Genomic DNA, 19,859 nt, shown 5'->3' on the forward strand with positions numbered 1-19,859 from the left:
CCTTGATCAGGAGAAAGAAATACAGATCCTATAAGGGTGAGTTAGGAAAAATTGCACCCAATTTATTGAATCGAGATTTTAATTCAGCACAACCTTGCCAGAAGTGGGCCACCGACATTACAGAATTCAAAGTGGGGGATAAAAAACTGTATCTATCTCCAATCATAGAATTATTTAATGGGGAAATTCTCAGCTATAACTTATCTGAGTCTCCAAATTTTGAACAGGTATCCCTTATGTTGAAAGATGCGTTCAAAAAGATAAATAGGAACACAAACCTGATTTTACACTCTGATCAGGGATGGCAATATCAGATGAAAGAACATCAGCGAATGCTGAAAAAGAAAGGCATTAGGCAGAGCATGTCCAAAAAAGGTAACTGCCTGGATAATGCCATTATTGAGAATTTCTTTGGCATCATAAAGTCGGAACTATTCTATCTTAATAAGTACAGTGCAATCAATGAACTTAAACAGGATATAAAAAATTACATTGAATACTATAATAACGATCGAATAAAACTCAATCTAAAAGGAATGAGCCCGATAAAATATCGAGCTCATCACATTAATAATTAATTGCTAATTTCGTCCAACTTTTGGGGTGCACTTCACAAATACAACTGTCCTCTTTTTGATATGCATCCTATCAGTTACCCTTTCTCATCCAAAAGATACAAACCAAACTCGGCTAATGTAGGGTTTAACCGCGAAGCCAATATTTTAAACCTCACCTGCTTAGTGGTAACGGCATTAAACTTCAGCAAACGTTTGTAGCCTACTGTAGTGCCCATTGCAAAATTCTTCCACTGCTTACCATCAAAATACTCAGCTTCAAACTTTTCAATACGTTGCCCCACGGCTATGTTTTCTTGTAAAGCAAGTACATTAAAAGTTGCATTATTGGTCCAGTTTAACTGGATAGTAGCAGTAGTATCTTTACCTGTAGTAGTAAAATAGGTATTTAATTTACCATCAAACATGGCTTTTAAACCTTTGCCAGTTGTTGATGTAGCGGTTGCCGTCTGAGCAATATTGTGGCTAAACGTACTTTTCATTTTGCGTCCAAAAGCAGCCAGGTTTTTAACATCACTTTCGGCAATAAGCCCTTTTTTATCTGGTGGAATATTTAAAAGCAAAACACCGTTTCTGCCTACCGAAGTGAAATAGATATCCATTAGTTTAGCGGGCATTTTTACTTTTGCATCTTCATTGCTGTGGTAAAACCATCCCGGACGGATACTCACATCGGTTTCGGCCGGATACCATACCAAACCTTTTGCATTGGCCAGTTTACTGCGGCTGCCACGATCCTGATCTTTGTACGATCCGGTTAAGGTTGGGATCACATTTACATCTTTTTGAGATAAAGCAGCAATTTTTTCCTGGCTCTGCTCGCCCATAGGCAACACACTCCATTCAGTTTCGCGCCCAACGCCAGTTTCGGTACCCACCCAGCGTACATCAGGCCCCTGCACAGCAATAACCGCCTGTGGTTGTAATTTCCTGATTAAGGTGTACCAGCTATTAAAATCATATACCTGCTTTTTGCCATTAGGGCCTTCGCCATTTGCGCCGTCAAACCAAACCTCATCTACCTTACCGTATTGGGTTAACAGTTCAGTTAACTGGTTAACAAAATAAGTATTGTAAGCATCAGTTCCGTACAAAGCATTATTGCGGTCCCAGGGCGATAAATAAACACCAAAACCAATGTTATATTTTCTGCAGGCATCGGCTACTTCTTTTATAATATCGCCTTTACCTTGTTTGTATGGTGTATTTTTGATGCTGTGCTCCGTAAACTTACTTGGCCATAAGCAAAAACCATCGTGGTGCTTGGCGGTAATAATGGCCTGCTTAAAACCAGCCTCCTTTATGGCTTTAACCCATTGTTCGGCATCTAATTGCGCGGGATTAAAAGCCCTGATATCTTCCTTGCCATCGCCCCATTCCCTATCGGTAAAAGTATTAATACCAAAGTGAAAAAAAGCCGTTAACTCGAGCATTTGCCAGCGCAACTGCCGTGGCGAGGGGGTTACATTGGCAGCCTTGGTAATGATGGTGCTTTCACTATCGTCTGGCGAAAGGCTAACAATGCTTTTTTGTGCATAGACCTGCGTGCAGAGCAGGGAAATTAAAAAAATAATCTTTTTCATTTGTGTTGTTGGTTGTATTGGATAAACTCAATTTGAGGTTATAAATTTATGCATAAAAGCAACAGCAATTCTGCTGCTGCCTTTAAAGAGCGCATATTTTAAAGATTGTTATAGCTGGCTTCAAAGTCTGCCCCGGTTTACCATCCAGGATTTTGAACCAGTTTGGTGCTTTTCTGAATTTCTGCCAGTGGAATAGGCCATAAATAATAGGCACGGGTAAATACCCTGGTCTCGTATTGTGTACGTTTAAGAAAATCGGCATCGGTTTCGGCCCCAACGTTCATACCATAAAAAGGCCCTCCCTGTGCGCCTTGCCCCGAAGCATTTTCGGCAATCATCCACCTGCGCACATCAAAATACCGCTGTCCTTCAAAACAAAGTTCTACCCGGCTTTCTTTTCTGATGGCCTCGCGCTGCAAAGCCTGGTTGCCAATTATAGCCGGATTACTTACACTCCATTTTGGAATACCTGCACGTTCGCGAACCAGATCTACATACTGTGCAATTTTAGGGTCGGCCGGATTAACTTCATTTAATGCTTCGGCATATAAAAGGTAAAATTCTGCCAGGCGAAAGATAAAAGAAGGGCGGTAAAAAGTTTTCGGTGCCGTGGTTACCGACTGGCTTACTGTTCTGTTTAAACGTTTGTACATGTTGTAGCCGGTAATCGAATAGTTAGAAGCAATGTCGTTACCATTCCCTTTGGTGAACTTAATCAGCGCATTGGTTACCGGCCATCTTTTTCCATGATAAACAATCGAAGCATAAAAACGGGGTTCGCGGTTTACATACATGTTAAAAGTTCCGGCTTCCGATCTTCCTGCAGGCACCTCGGTTACGGTAGAAAAACCTACCTCACTGTAACCCGATCCCGGATCGTTAATGGATTTACCGTTTTTCATAAAAAAGGCATCTACCAATTCCTGGGTAGGTCCAACATTTCCGTAGCCACCCTGACTGCGTGGGGTTGCCCGGCGCACCATACCATCTCCGGAAGAAATACTCCCGTAAGCTTCGTTACCGCTTGCCCAGATTACTTCACTGTTCATGGCCTGAAACAACTGATAAATAGATTTATCGGGATCTAAAACGCCAGCCGTAAATTCGCGGTACAAATCATATTTACCCACCGAGAAATTAATAAAATCCTGAAGTGCACTAACTGCCTTTTGCCATTTGTTATCATCTTTTGCCGGGAACAGTTTTTTACCACTTTTATTGGTTAAGGCCATGGCTTCAGCAAAACCTCCGTTGTACAATGGGCTTGCGGCCAGAACCAGTATTTTGGCCTTTACTGCCAGCGCAACACCTTTAGTTGGTAAGCCAAGATTATTGATATCAGTTAGGGAAATATATTCATCCAGATCAGGTGCTACCGCATCCATCTCTTTAGTCACAAAATTAACTACTTCGTCTACACTGTTGCGCTCAAAATCCAGATCGGCATCGTTTGGGTTAACGGTCTTATCCATAATCGGAACCGGCCCATACAGTTCGAATAACAAATAGTGATAATAGGCCCTTAAAAACCTGGCCTGTGCCATTAGTTTTTTGTATTCAGGCTCTTCAATGGCATCGGCAACGGTACCACCGGATGAAGTGCCACCAACACGGGGTATAATTTTAGCATTGGCCATAAAAACATTGGCCTGGCGGATATACAGGTATAAATCCCAGCGACTAAAGGGTGCACTTGAAGCATTAAAACCAGCAGGTGGTTCTACCCTGAAAGCGCCTTGCTGATTTCTGTTTTCATCGGTAAAAGCTGGCCACGGGTTGTCTACTCCCCTAACGGCTGTAGTAGATAACTGAAAAACCATTGCCGATGAAGTGCCAATACCTGCAAAAATATTGCGGTGAAAGGCACGTGCATTAGCCGGTGTAGAAAAAATCTGGTCGAGTGTAAGCTGACCGGCTAATTCATCAGATACATTTAAATAGTTTTTACTGCAGGAACCCATACTGATGATTATGCAGCATAACAACAGGGCTTTATATATTTTTGATTTCATCATTTCTTCTTTGGATTATAAATTAAACTCAATGCCAATGGTGTACGAACGTGGAATAGGATAATTTAGCCCTTCATTGGCATTGCCGATCTCAGGATCCCACATTTTAATGCTATCCCAAACGGCTATATTGTTACCCATTAAATATATCCTGCCGGTTTCGAAACCAATTTTCCGCAGCATTTTTTTAGGGAAACGATACCCCAGTTCAATATTTTTTAAACGTATAAAACTGGCATCACGCAGCCACCAGGTGCTTGCTACCTGATTGTTTGCAAAACTGATAGAATGTAACCTTGGGAACATTACATTTTGGCTGGGATTAGCTTCTGTCCACCTGTCTGCCACTTCAGCCCTTAAATTTGATTCTTCTACACCAAAAGCAAACGGGAAAAAGTTACCTGCAGCGTTTTGGCCAAATACGGTTGAGGTTTTGGCTACGCCCTGAAAAAAGATACTTCCATAAAAGCCTTTATACTCGGCATTGAGGCCGAAGCCATACACAATGCCCGGGTTTGCAGGATTGCTGCCTGTATAGTAACTGCGGTCGAAATTATCAATCTTCCCATCACCGTTTAAATCCTTGTATTTAATATCACCGGGCCTAACTACTCCCCCCAGGGTGCTTACCGGCAATCCTGGTTTTAAGGTATAGGTGCGTTTTCCTGCCGCATCGGTAGTCAGGGTGAAATCATTATCGGTATGTAAGCCATCGGCGGTATACAAATTCCACTCCCCTATGCTTGTACCGGTTTGGTTCATCCAGGGATAAGGTTGTGGCAGCTCATCAATCTCAAGTATTTTATTTTTGGCAATAGTTAAATTACCCCTTGCTGTTAATTTCAGCTCGCCAATATTTTGTTTAATGTTAACTGATCCATCCATCCCTTTGTTAGCTACGGAACCAAAGTTTTGCCATGGCGACTGCCTGAATCCGGTAACGCCCGAAACGGTGCGGCGTTGCAATAAAATACTGGAACGCAGGTTATTGAAATAATCGACAGAAAAATCGACAGCTCCTTTAAAAAATTCGATATCTATTCCGTAATTCCTTTTGTTTTCAATCTCCCAGGTTAAATCGGGTGCTTCAAAACGTCCTTCTACAATACCATTTAGACCATTCAGAGAGCCGGTGCCACCAATTCCGATCGGATACCCGGTTGTGCCAGTGGTGTAGGTACCGCGGTAAAGAAACCTTGCCCCACCGGTATTATCGTTACCTGTTTTCCCCACAGATGCCCTGAATTTTAATGATGATACTACTTTGCGCAGTGCTTCGGGATAAAAAGGCTCATTGCTGGCAAACCAGGCACCACCTACTGCAGGGAAAAACCCAAACCGGTTTTCGGGTGAAAAAGCTTCACTACCGGTAATACCAAAATTCCCTTCTATTGAATATCGGTTGGCATAATTGTAAGTTACCCGGCCTACGTAGGCTTGCTTTTTAAAGGCCAGGGCTTCACCTTGTTGCTGCGCCTCTTTTTGATAGGTTAACAACATGGCACCAACGGTGTGGTCGTTTGCGAAAACCCGGTTATAATTTAATGAACTCTCTAAATAGATATTTTTTTGGCCGTTGCTTGTTTCTACAGGCTCGCCCAAAGTGGTTTCAGGATTTCCAACCTGAACATAGATTAGTTTTCCATTGGCATCGCGCGAGGTTGCATTGAATTGTTTAGGCGATTTTAGCCTGTTCATGTAATAGTTCATGGTAGCATCGAAACTAACAATGCCTTTAAAGCTCAATCCTTTGGTTATAAAATCTAATTTCTGATCTAATGATAATTTGGATTGCAAACTTGTTCTCCACTCTTTGGCATAACCAGACTCCATTAATAAATTATATGGGTTTACCCTGTTACTACTTGGAATACCAGGGTGACCGGCTATGGTGCCATCAGAATAAACGGCCGGGAAGAGATAACCGGGCACGCCCATCATCCTCGAAAATATGGCTGCAGTTCCGGTACCGGGGTAATTGGTTAAAAGATACTGTCCGCTCAAATCTACCCCCAAAATGGTTGTTTTGGTCACATTTAAATCGATATTGCTGCGCAGGTTATAACGCTTAAGACCTAAATTATTATCGTAAATATTGTTGGGATTGGATTTAAAAATCCCGTTTTCCTGATAATAGGCCCCGGAAACAAAAAACTTAGCGATATCACCTCCACCCCTGAAATTTAAAGTATGGCGGGTATTAAAGGTATTATCCCTAAGCATAACATCCAGGAATTTGGTATTCGGATATAAATCAGGGTCTGTTCCGTTTTTATACAAAGCCAGTTGTTCATCTGTTTTAAACACTGGACTATCTTCATTCCTCAAGGCCTCATTGTAGGCAAAAAGGTAATCGTACGAGTCCATAAACTCGGGGAGCCTGGTGGGTTTATTCTGCGTATACTCGCCGCGGTAAGTAATTTTTGTTTTTTGTACTATACCACGTTTAGAAGTAATTAAAATTACACCATTAGCGCCTTCAGCCCCATATACCGCAGTAGCCGCGGCATCTTTCAATACGTTAAAGGTTTCAATTTCATCGGGCTCAATATCGGTCATAGCGCGGGGTATCCCGTCAACCAGTACCAGCGGATTGGTTCCACCTGCAAAAGAGCTTACCCCTCTGATCCAGAACTCGGCATTATCATAACCCGGTTCTCCCGATCGCTGAATAGCGATAATACCTGGCACCTGGCCTGCAATGGCATTGGTTAAGCTGCGCGTGGGTACGCGCAATGCATCGCCCTTTACCGAAGCTACTGAACTAACCAGGCTACTCTTTTTTTGTTTACCAAAGCCAACCACGACCACATCACTCAGGTTAGCCTCATCGTTTTTAAGCACCACGTTGATCACTGTACGACCATTTAGCGGTTGTTCCTGACTCTTGTAGCTTAACAAACTAAAAACAAGTACCGCCCCCTCCGGCACTCCTTTTAATACAAAGGCACCGTTTCCATCAGTAGCAGTGCCGATAGTAGGTTTATTTTTAACCTGTACCGTAACACCCGGTAATGCAAGCCCCGAGGTATCTTTTACTGTTCCGGTAATGGTTAAGACCTTTAGGGCAATTGGATTTATTTTAGCTGTTTCTAAAATGGTGATGGTTTCTCCGTGAATCCTGAACCCTAAACCCGAGCCTTGCAAAGCTTTACTTAAGGCGGTATTGATATCGGCATTGCTTACTTTAAAGGTAACCCGAAAAGCCTTTTGGATGATTTCTTCGTTATAAAGAAACCGGTAACTGGTCTGTTTATTCAACTCGGCAAAAACAGTTTTTAGTTCCGCATTTTTTACCGAAATATTAACCTGCTGTGCCCTTCCCTTGGCGAATACACCAATCTGAAGCACAAAGATTAAAAGGGTAATAAGTTTCATAATTCTGATCACTATAGGTATACCGGAAATTGCTTCCCGATGGGCAATATTTTGTCTGTGACAAAAGAAATTCATACTTTCGTTTGATTTAGGTTAGAGAAATAAGTTCGGTTTTACACTGTTTTTTCGTGTCTGAATTACTTACCGGAGGTGGTGGTACACTTCCGGTATTCATTTTTTCAGACATGGATGGTTCTGTCTGCTTTTACATCATATTTTTTCGGTTTGGTTTATATTTGGTTAATTGATAATCAGGTTGCGGCCTTCTATACCGAAAGAGCGGTTACTTACATCTTTAAGCATATCCAGTACCTCGCTTAACTTAGCCTTTCTGCTTACATGCCCAGTGATATGGATTTCTGGTATTTTAGTTTTATAAATGAGTTTTAAATCGTACCATCTGCTTATTTCAGTCAAAACGGGCTCCAGTGCATCATTACTGAAATAGAAATCGCCTTTACACCAAGCCACGGCTTTATCTAGATCACCTTTTGCAACTACAATGTTCTGCTGATCAGACAATGCCTGTTTTCCGGGAACGAGGATACTACTACTTTCTCCGTTTCTTACCTTAACTGAACCTTCTAAAAGTGTGGTTTTGGCAGTTTGGTTATAGGCTGAGACGTTAAAATGGGTACCTAAAACTTCAACTTCCGACCCGTTAAGCTTTACTTTAAAGGGACGGGCAGCATCTTTTGCTACTTCGAAATAGGCTTCGCCCTTTAAGCTTACCAACCGCTCATTGTCTGCAAAACTAACCGGAAATTCCAGTTCAGACATCGCATTCAACATAACTTTTGAACCATCAGGCAAGGTTACTTTATAAGTACCGGCTTTAGGTACAATAAGCGTATTGAATTTTGTAGCTGCAAGCGCATTGGTGGCCGACTGACCATAACTGATTTCCCCCTGATTACTCACAATAGTGGTTCCTTTTTCATCACCGATTATCTGCTTTTCTTTATCTAAGGTTATTTGGGTTCCATCCGAAAGAATCAGTTTAGCGGTTTGGGTACCTGGCAAAACATCGTTCTGGTAGGTCTTAGTAATATCAGCCACAATTCCCGGATCAGCTTTATTTAAATTAAAATAGAAAAGAAAAACTCCAATAACTGCAATCAAAATAGCGGCATATTTAAGCCATCCATACCGGTTCTTGCGTTGAACAACCTGAGGTGTCTGAAAACGGTTATTAACCTTGTGCCAGGCCTGATCTACATCCACACTATCCATGTTGGACAGACGCGCTGCAGTGGGCTCGGCAGCACGGTAAGCTTCCAATATCCTATACCTTTCTTCATCAGCTGCCAATAGTAACTTCAATCGCTCCTCCTCTTGAGGGGTTAAGGTACAAAGCAGATATCCGGAAATTAATGCTGACAATTCAAAGGCTTCTTCTTTCATCGTTTATATTGGCTATATAACTAAGAAACCTGAAGGGCAAAAAAGGATGGAAAATATTTTAAAAAAATTAATGGTGGAGATACATGACCGTAAAAAGTGCCATTGCAGCTTTACCAAGGTGGATTTTCATTAAAGATAAGGCACGTTTTTTCTGACTTTTAACGGTATTTATGCTAATATTCATCAGCTTGGCAATTTCGCTGTTGCTTAATCCTTCTAAATAGCCATATCTGATTACCATAGCACATCCTGGCGGAAGGGCATTGATCTGATCATAAATTTCAGCAATAATCTCGGTATGAATAATACTTTCCAGAATCTGCGGATCAGAATAAATATCCAGGGGATTGTTTTTATGATAAACATCAACCACATTATTGTGTCTGATTTTATTTAAACAGGCATTTTTTACGGTTGTGTATAAAAATGATTTTACCGCATTGAAATTGGCTGCGATACTTTCCTGCTGCTCTAAATAAACCACGAAAGCATCCTGTGCCACATCTTCAGCCAGTTCTTTATCCTTTAAAAGGTAATACGCAAAATCGTATAAACGCCGGTAAAGCCCCTTAAAAAGCTGCTCTGGTTGCAAAACATCAACAACATCTTCGCCGTTTTTACTGAACATGCTTATCTATTATGGGATAGTCAAATTGGTTACACAAAAATTGGAATTGAATATAAATAAAGGGATTTCCGCCAGTATGGTATTGAGTTAATGTATTTGGTCACAGCAAATTTATAATAATTAAGCTAGGATCAAAATCAAATGAGATATTTAAAGACTAAAGCTGAAAGACCAAGCGTGAATATTTAACCCATTAATACTTATCATCAATCAGTTCTATTTCTTTAAGATTTTTCCCTTTAAAAAAAACTCTCCGGATGAAAAGAAACCTAACCTGAATTTTAGCAGTGAAGCGAATCGTTTGGCGATTTTCTGCTTCAGCAAAAACATAGAAACCTTTTCGTAAAAATGAGAAGTATCACTTGCAAAATAAATATTTTTTCCATTTTCCAGTATTACCGTTTTTGTTCTATGATTTCCCTGATCAATAAATTTCTATGCAACTGTACCTGAATAGGATTCAACCTTAAAGCCATTGAGCCGGTCACAGGCGAGCAACCGGGAAAATTTACGTTCATTAAAATAGGCAATTACCAGAATCAGCATCCCAACTACCGGTAATAGTTTAATATATTTCATCTGATATAACCTATAAAATACTAGCGCTATAGGTAAAGCTTAAAAGGAAAAGGCCAAAACAGATCATCATTTAAACCTTAGCGGAGAAATCTACCCTAAAGAGGACTAAAGCTGAATGTTAAAAGGAACAAAATAAAGGCAGGTGGTAAGCTTGGCTCCCACCTACCTATTATTCAATTTTATCCTTCTGCCATTTTATGGTGGAACGGACATTTACTGATATCTCCCTCTTTCTTTTCCATCACTTCTGGTGTAGAAACCGGCCTTCTGCGGTGCTGATCCTGTGTAAGCGGGAACACCGAAGTAAAGAAGTTAGACCAACCTCCTGTCCTTACCCTAAGCAGGTTAAACTGCTCTGGCGAGCCTACAGCCTGGCTATAGGTATCAGGGCTTGCTACTGTAATAGTTAAAATATTGGATGAATGACCTTGGGCGAATTGCTGCATAACGCGTACGATTCTCTCTGCCGGAAAATCTTCATTCACATTATAATCGGTTGGTGCACCATCGGTCATCAGATCAGTGCCTTCTCCTTCAAAACCAGCTAATGAAGCTTCGAAACCTGCATATTGATGTTCTACCGGTAAATCCATCGGACTTGGTGCTGCGCTCAAATCGGAAGCTACAGCAGTACCCAATCTACGTCCATCTGCACTCGCACCATTCCAGGCACCCATTTCTACGTGGTTTTCGAATGTACCCACCCCCGGCTGAATCTGAATACCAAAAGGATGCTCTTCTGTACCGTAACGTACAGCGAGGTTTTGCAAAGCGCTGTACATTTGCGGCAGTGGTTTGGTAAAAGTCTCTACTGAAATTTTAGCAATTCCACCCACGATAGTATCGCCAAAGGCATCAATTTCGTGATGTCCTCTGCCATAACGCGGCAGGCTTAAAGCAATTTCGCGCAGACGTTTAAAACGATCGGAACGGCTGGTAATGCGCGATTCGCCGGCCAGTGTACTGATAAAGGGCTCGGTCATTTTATATCCCCAGTCGCAGCACAAACATTCCAACAACTCGGGCAATGTGGTAACCGCATTTTTATCGTCAAACACCATTACTTTAATGGCGTATAATGAATTAATGGCCGAACTTAGCGAGATGTAACAAGGTCCGTAAATATTGTATTTGGTACCACCGCTATAAAAATCAAGTCCACGGGCCAGGCAATCGTCCATCAATACGTTTAATATTGGCGAAGGGCAGAATTTGGTGTTGGCACCAAAGCCCATGAGCTGTCCGTTAAAGGCTTTACGGTTTAACAGTTCAAAATGCTGGAAATAAATCCTTACCAGCTCATCAAAGCTCTTGATCTGATCGGCAGGTTTGGAATTAAGCGATACATTTTGTCCGAACAGGTAGGCTTGCCCGGCCGATGAATAGGTACGTCCCTGGTTTAAAGCACACTCCAGCGGCTGTAAGGTAGAAAAGCCACCCAGCGAAAACCAGTTCTCGCCCGGAAACTGTGGCTCGTAGCAACCATCGCAGGCATAATTCTGTGCCGATTGCATGGAAACTGCCGAATTCCAGTTTTTATTGTTATGACTCAATTCGCCTCCTACATGATCACCACTGCGGTAAAGCCCTTCGATAATTTTCTCATCGTTAAGCAAAATCGGATGTGCACCGCCTGAGAGGACAGCATGGGCCGCTTCTTCGAGTATTTCTTTGGGAATATCTTTACGGGTACGCAACGACAGACAAGGTGCATTTAAAGGTAACCTGCCCGAGGCGCGGATAAACAGTTTGGTTATATCGTTATAGGCTGGTTTGCTGGCAGCAAAATCTGTAGTGCCATCGGCAATGGTTCCGCCTACGGTAATTTGCTGAATCCACTGACCTAAAGAAGCGCCCTGCGGGTACGGACCAGAGGCACCACCCATGGCCAGGTTGCCAAAAGGCTGATGATCTTCCATAAAAATACGGTTCTGCTGTACTTTCTCATCCAATTTAATGTAAAAAGCATCGATAATTTCCTGTGCTTCATCTTCAGAAATACCATCCTTTTCATAAAAAGGCTGCAACAGCTGATCCATACGACCAATTGCGGTAGGCTCGCCGTTTAAGTGCAAACAGGTGTGCAGGGTAAAAATAAACTGTACCGCTTCTACAAAAGTATCGGGCTTATCGTTAGCCAGTTTTTTCATCCTTGCGGCAATAGCCAGCAGGTTGGCTTTTTCCCAGGCCTGCCCTTCGGCCATTTTTGCAGCAGTTTCCCGTGCCAGCTTTTCGTAGTTCTGAATGTATTCGGTAATGCCTTGCAACGATAAATATGAAGAACGGTAAAAGTCTTTCAACTCAGCAGTTGTGGCCTTATGCTCGTAAGCCAATACCTCGGTTTTCATTTGCTGTAAACCTTTTTGCAAGGCTTTTTCGTAGTGCGGAATTACGTGCCCTACTCCCGATGCTTCACTCAGGTTGCTTAAAAAGCCATCCATACGCTCCGTTTCTGAAAGGTATTTCATTACATAACGTCCTTCGCCCAGCGACAGGTTTGGCATAGCACCTACAATAATCTCTTCGGGCGAAATGCGGTAGGTATCCGATCCGTACACACATTCGCCTTTAGCTTCGATAAAAGCGGAATAAGGGTGTAGCGAACCATCAGGAAACCTGATTTTACGTCCCCTGAAACCGTAATCGGCCGAGCTGAATAACTGCAGGCTCATGCGTACTGCCCAGCCCTTTCTGATCATGATCGATTCTTTCATGATGTCGGCCGGTTTATCGCTGCCCTCGTAAGCTTTGATGTAATGTGCCAGGTCTTCTTTAATTTCCTCCTGCTTGCGGTTAAAATACCAGTTGTCCTGCCATAAAGAAAAAATATTTTCGAGCAGACTCAGGATACGGTTGCTAGGGGTTTTAAAATAGTGGTTGTGGCGGTTAATACCAGTCGACATGGCAAAAAGATAATTCTGATGGTTGTAGTACATCAGACCGTTTTTAGATGCATCCTGATAATGACGGTCTAAACGTGTCCAGTCTACCCCTGGAAATTTAGACCAATCGCCTTTTTCCATAAACGAGAAGTTATTGCTGTAATCGGGATGTATATCAAGCCCCAAATCATCTACGCTTGGGATGTAAAAAATACCACCCAGATCAGATTTAAGGTGATTGAACAAACGGTCGTTCATAAAGCCTTTATCGCCACCAACCTGGTTGCTCATGATGTTTTCGAGAATACCTGCTTCCTTGGCAAAACCGGCAAAGTAAATACCTTCCTCATCAGAAACAGTAACCGATTTAGGTGCCCTAAAACCAACTGATGATTGTTTAGCTCTGCCAAAAGGTAAACCTAAACGCAGGATTGGTGTGGTATTCCCATGTGCGTCCTGTATCCGGGCCGATTTAATGTGGCTACGCGAATCGCGGTCGGGAATAATGGTATCATCAGTTTTGCGGCCAATCAGGTCTTCAATCTGGTCTTCTGTCATCATGTTGATCTGGTTCCAGTTAATAATAAATCGCTGTGCCAGTACAAACGATCCACCCAGGTGACTAATGTCTTCGCCACCAATTAAAGTATGTTTGGCTATGGTGATCGGGTCAGACGGATTGTTGAGGTTTTCGGAAAAACGACAGCCCAGTACCTTACCTTTATTGCCATCCTTTTGGTTGGATTTAGAAGCCGCATCTTGCGCAAAATAATGTTTGGTTACCCCTTTAAGTCCGTTGGTCAGAAAATCGAGTACAACCTCGCAGGCCTGCTTGCTATCGCTTTTAATGTGAAACCAAAGATCGCCATCCGTATCATCAAAAACCCCTTTCGAGGCGTCGAAAACATCAGAGGTAAAAGGATCATCTTTGGTTGGGAAATTAAGGCGCATGCCCAGCGGTAAGGTTAGTCCTTCTTTTTTACAGATATTGGCCCAGTTTTTAAAAGAAATACCCAGTACTACCGAAGTATTTCTGTTGGCCAATACTTCGTTGGTATTAATTTCTTTCCGTACTGCAGCCATCAGTTCGGTTAATTGCGGCCGGCTTACGGGTGCATTAGTCCAGAAGGTGGTAAAAATGGCAAATGGTGATGGGTACACTAATCCACGCTGACAATGTTTCCACACTTCGTCGAGTCTTTCTTCAAGTTTTAAGGTGTTCATTTTAAGAGATGTTTATGTTTATAGATGGTTAATTTTGCCTGCTCTTTAACTTAAGATTTAGCGATCTACTAAGTAACCATATTTCGATGTATTTTTACACCGTATAATCACCCTATTTTTAACTACACATCTACTATCACGGCCCTTACATCTACTTCTGCAGAACCGCACTTAAAACCGTCGACATAAATCACTAATTACCAACTAAATCCATTTTTAATCCACGGGCTCAGCTGCCGGAAATCCGACGGAAATTTCGATAATGAAAGCAACATTAGTCATCTAATAAATTGATCAAACGTTTGCGTTGTTTTGCATTAAACATTTAGCTTATCTTAGAACCTAACAGCTATTCATCAACAAGTTAACCAGCTAACCAAATTGAAAACAACTCCTAAAATAAGCAGCAACATAATACAGCGATTGGCCTTTATACTCTTGCTTTTAACTGGTGTAAACACCTTTGCGCAACAAAAGAAAAGCAGGCCAAATATCATTTTATTTTTAGTAGATGATATGGGTATCATGGATACTTCTGTTCCTTTTCGCGGCGAGGCAATGCCCTTAAACAAGCGATATCATACCCCCAACATGGAGCGATTGGCCAAACAAGGCATGAAATTTACCAATGCGTATGCGCAACCGGTTTGTACGCCCACACGAACAAGCTTGCTTACAGGAATGAACACGGCACGTACCCACATCACCAACTGGACATCGCCCAATAAAAATGAACCAACAGATGCTAAAGACGAACAGTTTGGTCCTTTAAACTGGAATATTAACGGATTAAGCAACACTCCGCAAACCGAAAACACAGTTTATGCTACTACTTTCCCACAATTATTAAAAAATGCAGGCTACTACACCATTCATGTAGGCAAAGCGCATTGGGGCTCAATGGGTACACCAGGATCAAACCCTTACAACCTGGGGTTTATGGTTAATATTGCCGGTCACTCGGCAGGTCACCCGCAAAGTTATCTTTCCGAGCAACGCTATGGCAATTTACCAGGCAAAGCACAGGCACAAGCCGTGCCCGATTTGCAGGAATACTATAATACCGGTACTTTTTTAACTGAAGCACTGACTCTAGAAGCTAAGAAAGCGATGGAAACGCCTATTGCCAGAAAAGAACCTTTTTATCTCAATCTGGCACATTATGCTGTACATGTACCACTAATGGCCGATAAACGTTTTGTGCAGCGATATTATGATGCTGGGTTAGATAGTGCCGAAGCCAGGTATGCCAGCATGATTGAAGGTATGGACAAAAGTTTGGGCGATATTATGGATTTCCTTAAAGCAAAGGGCATAGCAGAAAATACCATTATAGTTTTTATGAGCGATAATGGTGGCTTGGACGCGCATGGTCGTGGTGGACCGGTGAATACGCACAATTATCCTTTCCGTTCGGGAAAAGGTTCGGTATATGAAGGCGGTATCCGCGAGCCGATGCTGGTAAAATGGCCAGGTGTAACCAAACCACAAAGTACAAATGCCAATCCGGTAATTATCGATGATTTTTTTCCCACTATACTGGATTGGGCAGGCATACGCAATAATAAAACGATTCAAAAACTGGATGGCATAAGCCTGGTACCTACCTTAAAAAACCCAGCTGTTAAACTTACCGAACGCCCACTCGTTTTCCATTACCCAAACAAATGGACCAACGAAAAGGAAAAAGATGAGCAGCTTTTAGGCATAAACTATTATAGTGCGCTAAGGTACGGCCAATGGAAACTGATTTACCGCATGCGAAACCAGGAATTAGAATTGTACGATTTGAGTAAGGATATATCGGAGAAAAATAACCTGGCAGCAGCAAATCCTGCCGAGACTAAAAAACTGGCTGGCATTTTAGGTAAAACCTTAAAAGAACGTGGTGCACAAATGCCTGTAGCAAGTAGTACATCAAAGCCAGTTCCTTTCCCTGATGAAGTGACTATCCGGTAAAACATGAAGATATCTAAATATCCCAAAGGCATAAAAGCGTTGGGATATTTTTCAATGCCATAATAAAACAATAACCATTACCAGAAGCATAACCAGCAGTAAGATAAAAATAAATGGTTTTGTAACCAGGTTACCGAATATTCCTTGCGGATTTGTAAACCAGGAAGTTAACGTCTTCCGTACCCCATGCAGCGAAGCAGCCTCGCTTGATTTAAATTCGTTCCAATTGAGATAACCCACAAATATGGCCAATGCATTTAATGTTGTAATTTGAGGGTGGTAGGACTCTTTGGTTTTCAACTTTCCGAAAACCCTTTTAAGTGTATTTTTACTAATGTATATTTTGGTTTCCCGCATTACAGCTTCCGATAATACGATATAATTAGAGTCAGACCACTTGTTTATTATGGGCATATTTAATTTTTGGGCAATTAAATTGCCACAAACAGTCAGATATGAATTGAGATTAACCAGTTTTCTATGCATTTTCAGTGCAGTTGTAAATTATTTCCCTTTGCTTTAATGCCCCGTTTTCCGGCAGGAAACCGCTATTTAATAGTGAAGGGCTGATATGGTGACAAAGACAACAATTACACCAATAGCCATATACGCACAGTTTTACGCAGTAATTAGCTCATTTATTAACTGTATAATGCAAATAACAGCTGTTTCGGGCCTTTATTTTTTTCAGGCTTAGCTATTTATCTAAAATCAGGGATTAAAAAAGTGTGGAAATAATTCCACGCTTTTCCACAATTCAACAATATTTTATTCCACACTACAAATCCCGCAAACAGCAGCACAAAAAAATCACGTCCATGATTTTGGATGAACAATGGGCAAGAAAAAAATAGGCTACATCTTGATTTTACAATAGTTTTGGGACAATGATTCTTGATTCTGGCATTGAGCCGAATTCAGACAAATAACAAACCCAATGCAACTTCAAATAGACAGTACCTGGATATTGGTTATAGCAGGAGCGCTATTGGGTTATTACCAATTAAAAAACAAAGGGAAGATTTAGCAGCAGTGCTTTAAAAAACATTTAAGATTCTTCGCTCTGGAGATATACCTCGGGATGGGTAATCAATCAGGGTTTAGAGTTGCCCTGAATAGCTTATAGCTATGGATGCAGTTTCTCATCAACTGCATCCTTTTTTTTATTTACGTTGCTAAGTTATCGTAAGCTTAAATAACATTGTTTTAAAAAGAGATTTGTTTAAACCTGTTTGGTACCTACGTGCTGCAAGAATAGGTTAAGATCGTCTTCTTTGCTTAAGCCCAGTTTTTGTTTTATACGGTACCGGCTCATACGCACACTTTTGGCTTCTATGTGCAGAATTTGTGCTATTTTTTTGGTATCCATATTCAGGTGTAGGTAGGCACAAAGCTTCAAATCAAGCGTTGTGAGTTTTTGTTGTGCCTGCTGAATAAGTAATGTAAAGAAATCGGGATGAACTTCCTGTATCTGAAATTTAGCCTGTTCAAAATCATGATCAAGCAACAGTTCCTCGTTCCAGATCTTATTAATGTTAAGCGTACTGTTTGTGCCCAGCTGCTCTTTGATCTGAAAAAGCATTTCTTTTTTATGCGCCAACTGCAGTTTACTGGCCATCATCTCTTTCTGTAATTGCTGTTGCTGGCTTTCTAACAACTGTTGCTCGGCTTTTAACCGCGACTGTTCTTCTTTCTCCAGTCTGGCCTGTAGTTCTGCTTCTTGTTTTTCTAAATCCAGTTCGCGCTCGCGCTGGATAGAATATCGTAACCTGAAATGATAGGATCGAAACATAAATACCAGGCCCAGTAAGGAAGCGATGGCAATGCCGATGTACAGATTTTGTTGCTGACGGGCGTATTTTTCGCTTTGCTTTAATAATTTAACCTCATTGTTTTTTTTTTCAGACTCGTATTGTATTTCCAGTTTCTGTGCATTTAATACCTGTTTCTGATCAAAGAGCTTCTTATTGTATTCGGTTATTTTTTGCTGAAATATCAAAGCTTTCTGAAAATCTCCCTGCTGTTCGTAAAAGTCAGCCAAGCCCATTGCAACGGTAATCAGTGTAGGATAATATGGAGTTTCCTGACTTTTCATGATGCTATAAGCTTGCTGTAAATAAGCTTCTACCAGAGGCATATTCTTGTCCCTTTTGGCAAACTCGCTTAAAATACCTAAACCATTGGCCCTTATTTCTTCGCCGTTAACAGCATTGCGCATTACTTCTTCGGCCATACCAGCATAGCGGATAGCATTGTTTTTCGCTTGCTCATCAGTTTCAGGGAAAAACCTTACGTAATAGTCGGCACTGTTAATACACACAATAGCATAGGTTTTACGGGCCACATCTTGCCCATGTTGCTGATAAAGTTGCTCAGCCCGGTTTAAGTAATAAATGATACTATCGCGCATTACCTCATTTTTGGAAGCAGCATAATTGTAATCAGCTGCAACCGAGCACGCAACATAGCAGTTGCTTAACAAATTATAATCACTTGCCTGAAGTGCATTTACAGTAGCTGCCTTGGCATAACGGTTTACATTAGCTACATTATCCCAACGTGTATTTAAAGCATATAACTGGTAATAAATTTTAGCCGAAAGATACGGATCGGCTGTTTTCTCCAAAGCTTTTAGCCCCTGCTGGCAATATTTGGTTACCAGTTCGGTATTATCAATCGCATTGTACAATAAGGCTTGCGCATAACAGGCGTAAGCCATGGCAAGTGGCTGGTGTGCAAGTTGTGCCATAACCAAGGTGGTATCGGTCATTTTTTTTGCCAAAGCCAGTTGTTTAGTATTGGCATAAACATTTGCCAACATTAAATAAGCCTTTGTGGCTTCCAGATAATTCTTGTGTTTCAAAGCCAGGCCAGTACTTTGTTGGGCCTTAACTAAAGCGGCTGCATAATTGCCACCGGTACGGTCCTTTTCGGCCAGTTTGGTAAGTAATGCAGGGCGGTCTTTCTCGCTAAGCCGAAACAAAGCGCTGCTATCGGCCGGTTTTTGTGCCCTCGCCAGACTTAAACAGCACATAAAGCTGCCTAAATAAAAGGGTATGTTTTTAAAAACGGTAGTTTTCATATCGTAAAAATAACCATATAGATGATAGCTTGAGCAAACATCTGGCCGAAAAGCAAAAGCAAAACACAAATAAAAACAATTAATAATCAATACGTTACATAAAACTGTAGATATATTGTAGACGCGCTTTTTTAAGTTGTAGATGCTCTGTAGCCAGCTAAACTTTGCAAAAAAAAGTCATTTACCCCAGCTTTGCCTTAAACATTTTTAAACTTAAAAACATCAAACCATGGACAACAAGACCTTATCCATCATTTCTTACATTACCATCATCGGATGGTTAGTCGCTTATTTTAGTGGAAAAGATAAAGCCGACAGTTTACTCAAGTACCATTTAAGACAAGCGCTGGGGCTGGGTATAGTGAGTATCATTTTTAATATTGTGTTTACCGCTGTAGCCATGGCGGTACCTGCATTGTCCTTTTTGGGTATAGTGGGTTATGTATTTATTATCCTGTGGATTATCGGTATTATTAATGCAGCCAACAGCGTAGAAAAACCTTTGCCCCTTATTGGTAAGGCTTTTGAAAATAAATTTGCTTTTGTAGGCTAG

Annotated in this window: 12 protein-coding genes; 3 read left to right on the plus strand and 9 right to left on the minus strand. The window is 41.4% G+C overall.

From position 1 onward, the window contains the following. Positions 1-578: IS3 family transposase (locus BLR37_RS20585; RefSeq protein WP_167356654.1), on the plus strand; the 578-nt coding region annotated here is incomplete at its 5' end. A gap of 74 nt (positions 579-652) precedes the next feature. Here BLR37_RS20585 and BLR37_RS20590 read toward each other — a convergent pair. The 7 genes from BLR37_RS20590 to BLR37_RS20615 form a co-directional block, all read right to left on the minus strand. Next, the gene (locus BLR37_RS20590) at positions 653-2,158 is read right to left on the minus strand and encodes an alpha-L-fucosidase (RefSeq protein WP_090771919.1); all 1,506 of its coding nucleotides are present in this window, start codon (positions 2,156-2,158) and stop codon (positions 653-655) included. A 137-nt stretch (positions 2,159-2,295) separates the two neighbouring features. Then, complete coding sequence (locus tag BLR37_RS20595; RefSeq protein WP_244154720.1) at positions 2,296-4,173, minus strand: RagB/SusD family nutrient uptake outer membrane protein; 1,878 nt, start codon at positions 4,171-4,173, stop codon at positions 2,296-2,298. Between the two features lie 12 nt (positions 4,174-4,185). After that, positions 4,186-7,548: a TonB-dependent receptor gene (locus tag BLR37_RS20600; protein WP_090771921.1), complete on the minus strand. Its 3,363-nt coding sequence runs from the start codon at positions 7,546-7,548 to the stop codon at positions 4,186-4,188. A gap of 240 nt (positions 7,549-7,788) precedes the next feature. Continuing rightward, complete coding sequence (locus BLR37_RS20605; protein ID WP_090771923.1) at positions 7,789-8,952, minus strand: FecR family protein; 1,164 nt, start codon at positions 8,950-8,952, stop codon at positions 7,789-7,791. Positions 8,953-9,019: 67 nt separating this feature from the next. Then, positions 9,020-9,580, minus strand: a complete 561-nt coding sequence (locus BLR37_RS20610) for an RNA polymerase sigma-70 factor (protein ID WP_090771925.1) — start codon at positions 9,578-9,580, stop codon at positions 9,020-9,022. 435 nt (positions 9,581-10,015) lie between these two features. Beyond that, entirely contained in the window at positions 10,016-10,159 is a 144-nt protein-coding gene (locus BLR37_RS25430; RefSeq protein ID WP_167356655.1) for a hypothetical protein, read from the minus strand. A 179-nt stretch (positions 10,160-10,338) separates the two neighbouring features. Beyond that, positions 10,339-14,265: a Dyp-type peroxidase gene (locus tag BLR37_RS20615; RefSeq protein ID WP_090771927.1), complete on the minus strand. Its 3,927-nt coding sequence runs from the start codon at positions 14,263-14,265 to the stop codon at positions 10,339-10,341. Between the two features lie 381 nt (positions 14,266-14,646). Between BLR37_RS20615 and BLR37_RS20620 the strand changes: the two genes are divergently transcribed. Then, positions 14,647-16,224 carry a sulfatase gene (locus tag BLR37_RS20620; protein WP_244154721.1) on the plus strand — a complete coding sequence of 526 codons (1,578 nt, stop codon included), beginning with the start codon at positions 14,647-14,649 and terminating at the stop codon, positions 16,222-16,224. A 51-nt stretch (positions 16,225-16,275) separates the two neighbouring features. Here the strand turns inward: BLR37_RS20620 and BLR37_RS20625 are convergent, their stop codons facing one another. Beyond that, entirely contained in the window at positions 16,276-16,638 is a 363-nt protein-coding gene (locus BLR37_RS20625; protein ID WP_143009634.1) for a hypothetical protein, read from the minus strand. An 808-nt stretch (positions 16,639-17,446) separates the two neighbouring features. Then, complete coding sequence (locus BLR37_RS20630; RefSeq protein ID WP_090771931.1) at positions 17,447-19,306, minus strand: helix-turn-helix transcriptional regulator; 1,860 nt, start codon at positions 19,304-19,306, stop codon at positions 17,447-17,449. 229 nt (positions 19,307-19,535) lie between these two features. On the opposite strand from BLR37_RS20630, the gene BLR37_RS20635 reads away from it, so the two are divergent. Then, positions 19,536-19,859, plus strand: a complete 324-nt coding sequence (locus tag BLR37_RS20635) for a magnetosome magnetite crystal formation protein family (protein ID WP_090771933.1) — start codon at positions 19,536-19,538, stop codon at positions 19,857-19,859.

The organism is Pedobacter soli, from assembly GCF_900101435.1.
Lineage (GTDB): Bacteria > Bacteroidota > Bacteroidia > Sphingobacteriales > Sphingobacteriaceae > Pedobacter > Pedobacter soli.

Coding starts and splice junctions, on each gene's coding strand:
- BLR37_RS20605 (WP_090771923.1), bottom strand. CDS start 8,952: ATGAAAGAAGAAGCCTTTGAATTGTCAGCATTAATTTCCGGATATCTG.
- BLR37_RS20610 (WP_090771925.1), bottom strand. CDS start 9,580: ATGTTCAGTAAAAACGGCGAAGATGTTGTTGATGTTTTGCAACCAGAG.
- BLR37_RS20595 (WP_244154720.1), bottom strand. CDS start 4,173: ATGATGAAATCAAAAATATATAAAGCCCTGTTGTTATGCTGCATAATC.
- BLR37_RS20635 (WP_090771933.1), top strand. CDS start 19,536: ATGGACAACAAGACCTTATCCATCATTTCTTACATTACCATCATCGGA.
- BLR37_RS20615 (WP_090771927.1), bottom strand. CDS start 14,265: ATGAACACCTTAAAACTTGAAGAAAGACTCGACGAAGTGTGGAAACAT.
- BLR37_RS20625 (WP_143009634.1), bottom strand. CDS start 16,638: ATGCCCATAATAAACAAGTGGTCTGACTCTAATTATATCGTATTATCG.
- BLR37_RS20630 (WP_090771931.1), bottom strand. CDS start 19,306: ATGAAAACTACCGTTTTTAAAAACATACCCTTTTATTTAGGCAGCTTT.
- BLR37_RS25430 (WP_167356655.1), bottom strand. CDS start 10,159: ATGAAATATATTAAACTATTACCGGTAGTTGGGATGCTGATTCTGGTA.
- BLR37_RS20590 (WP_090771919.1), bottom strand. CDS start 2,158: ATGAAAAAGATTATTTTTTTAATTTCCCTGCTCTGCACGCAGGTCTAT.
- BLR37_RS20600 (WP_090771921.1), bottom strand. CDS start 7,548: ATGAAACTTATTACCCTTTTAATCTTTGTGCTTCAGATTGGTGTATTC.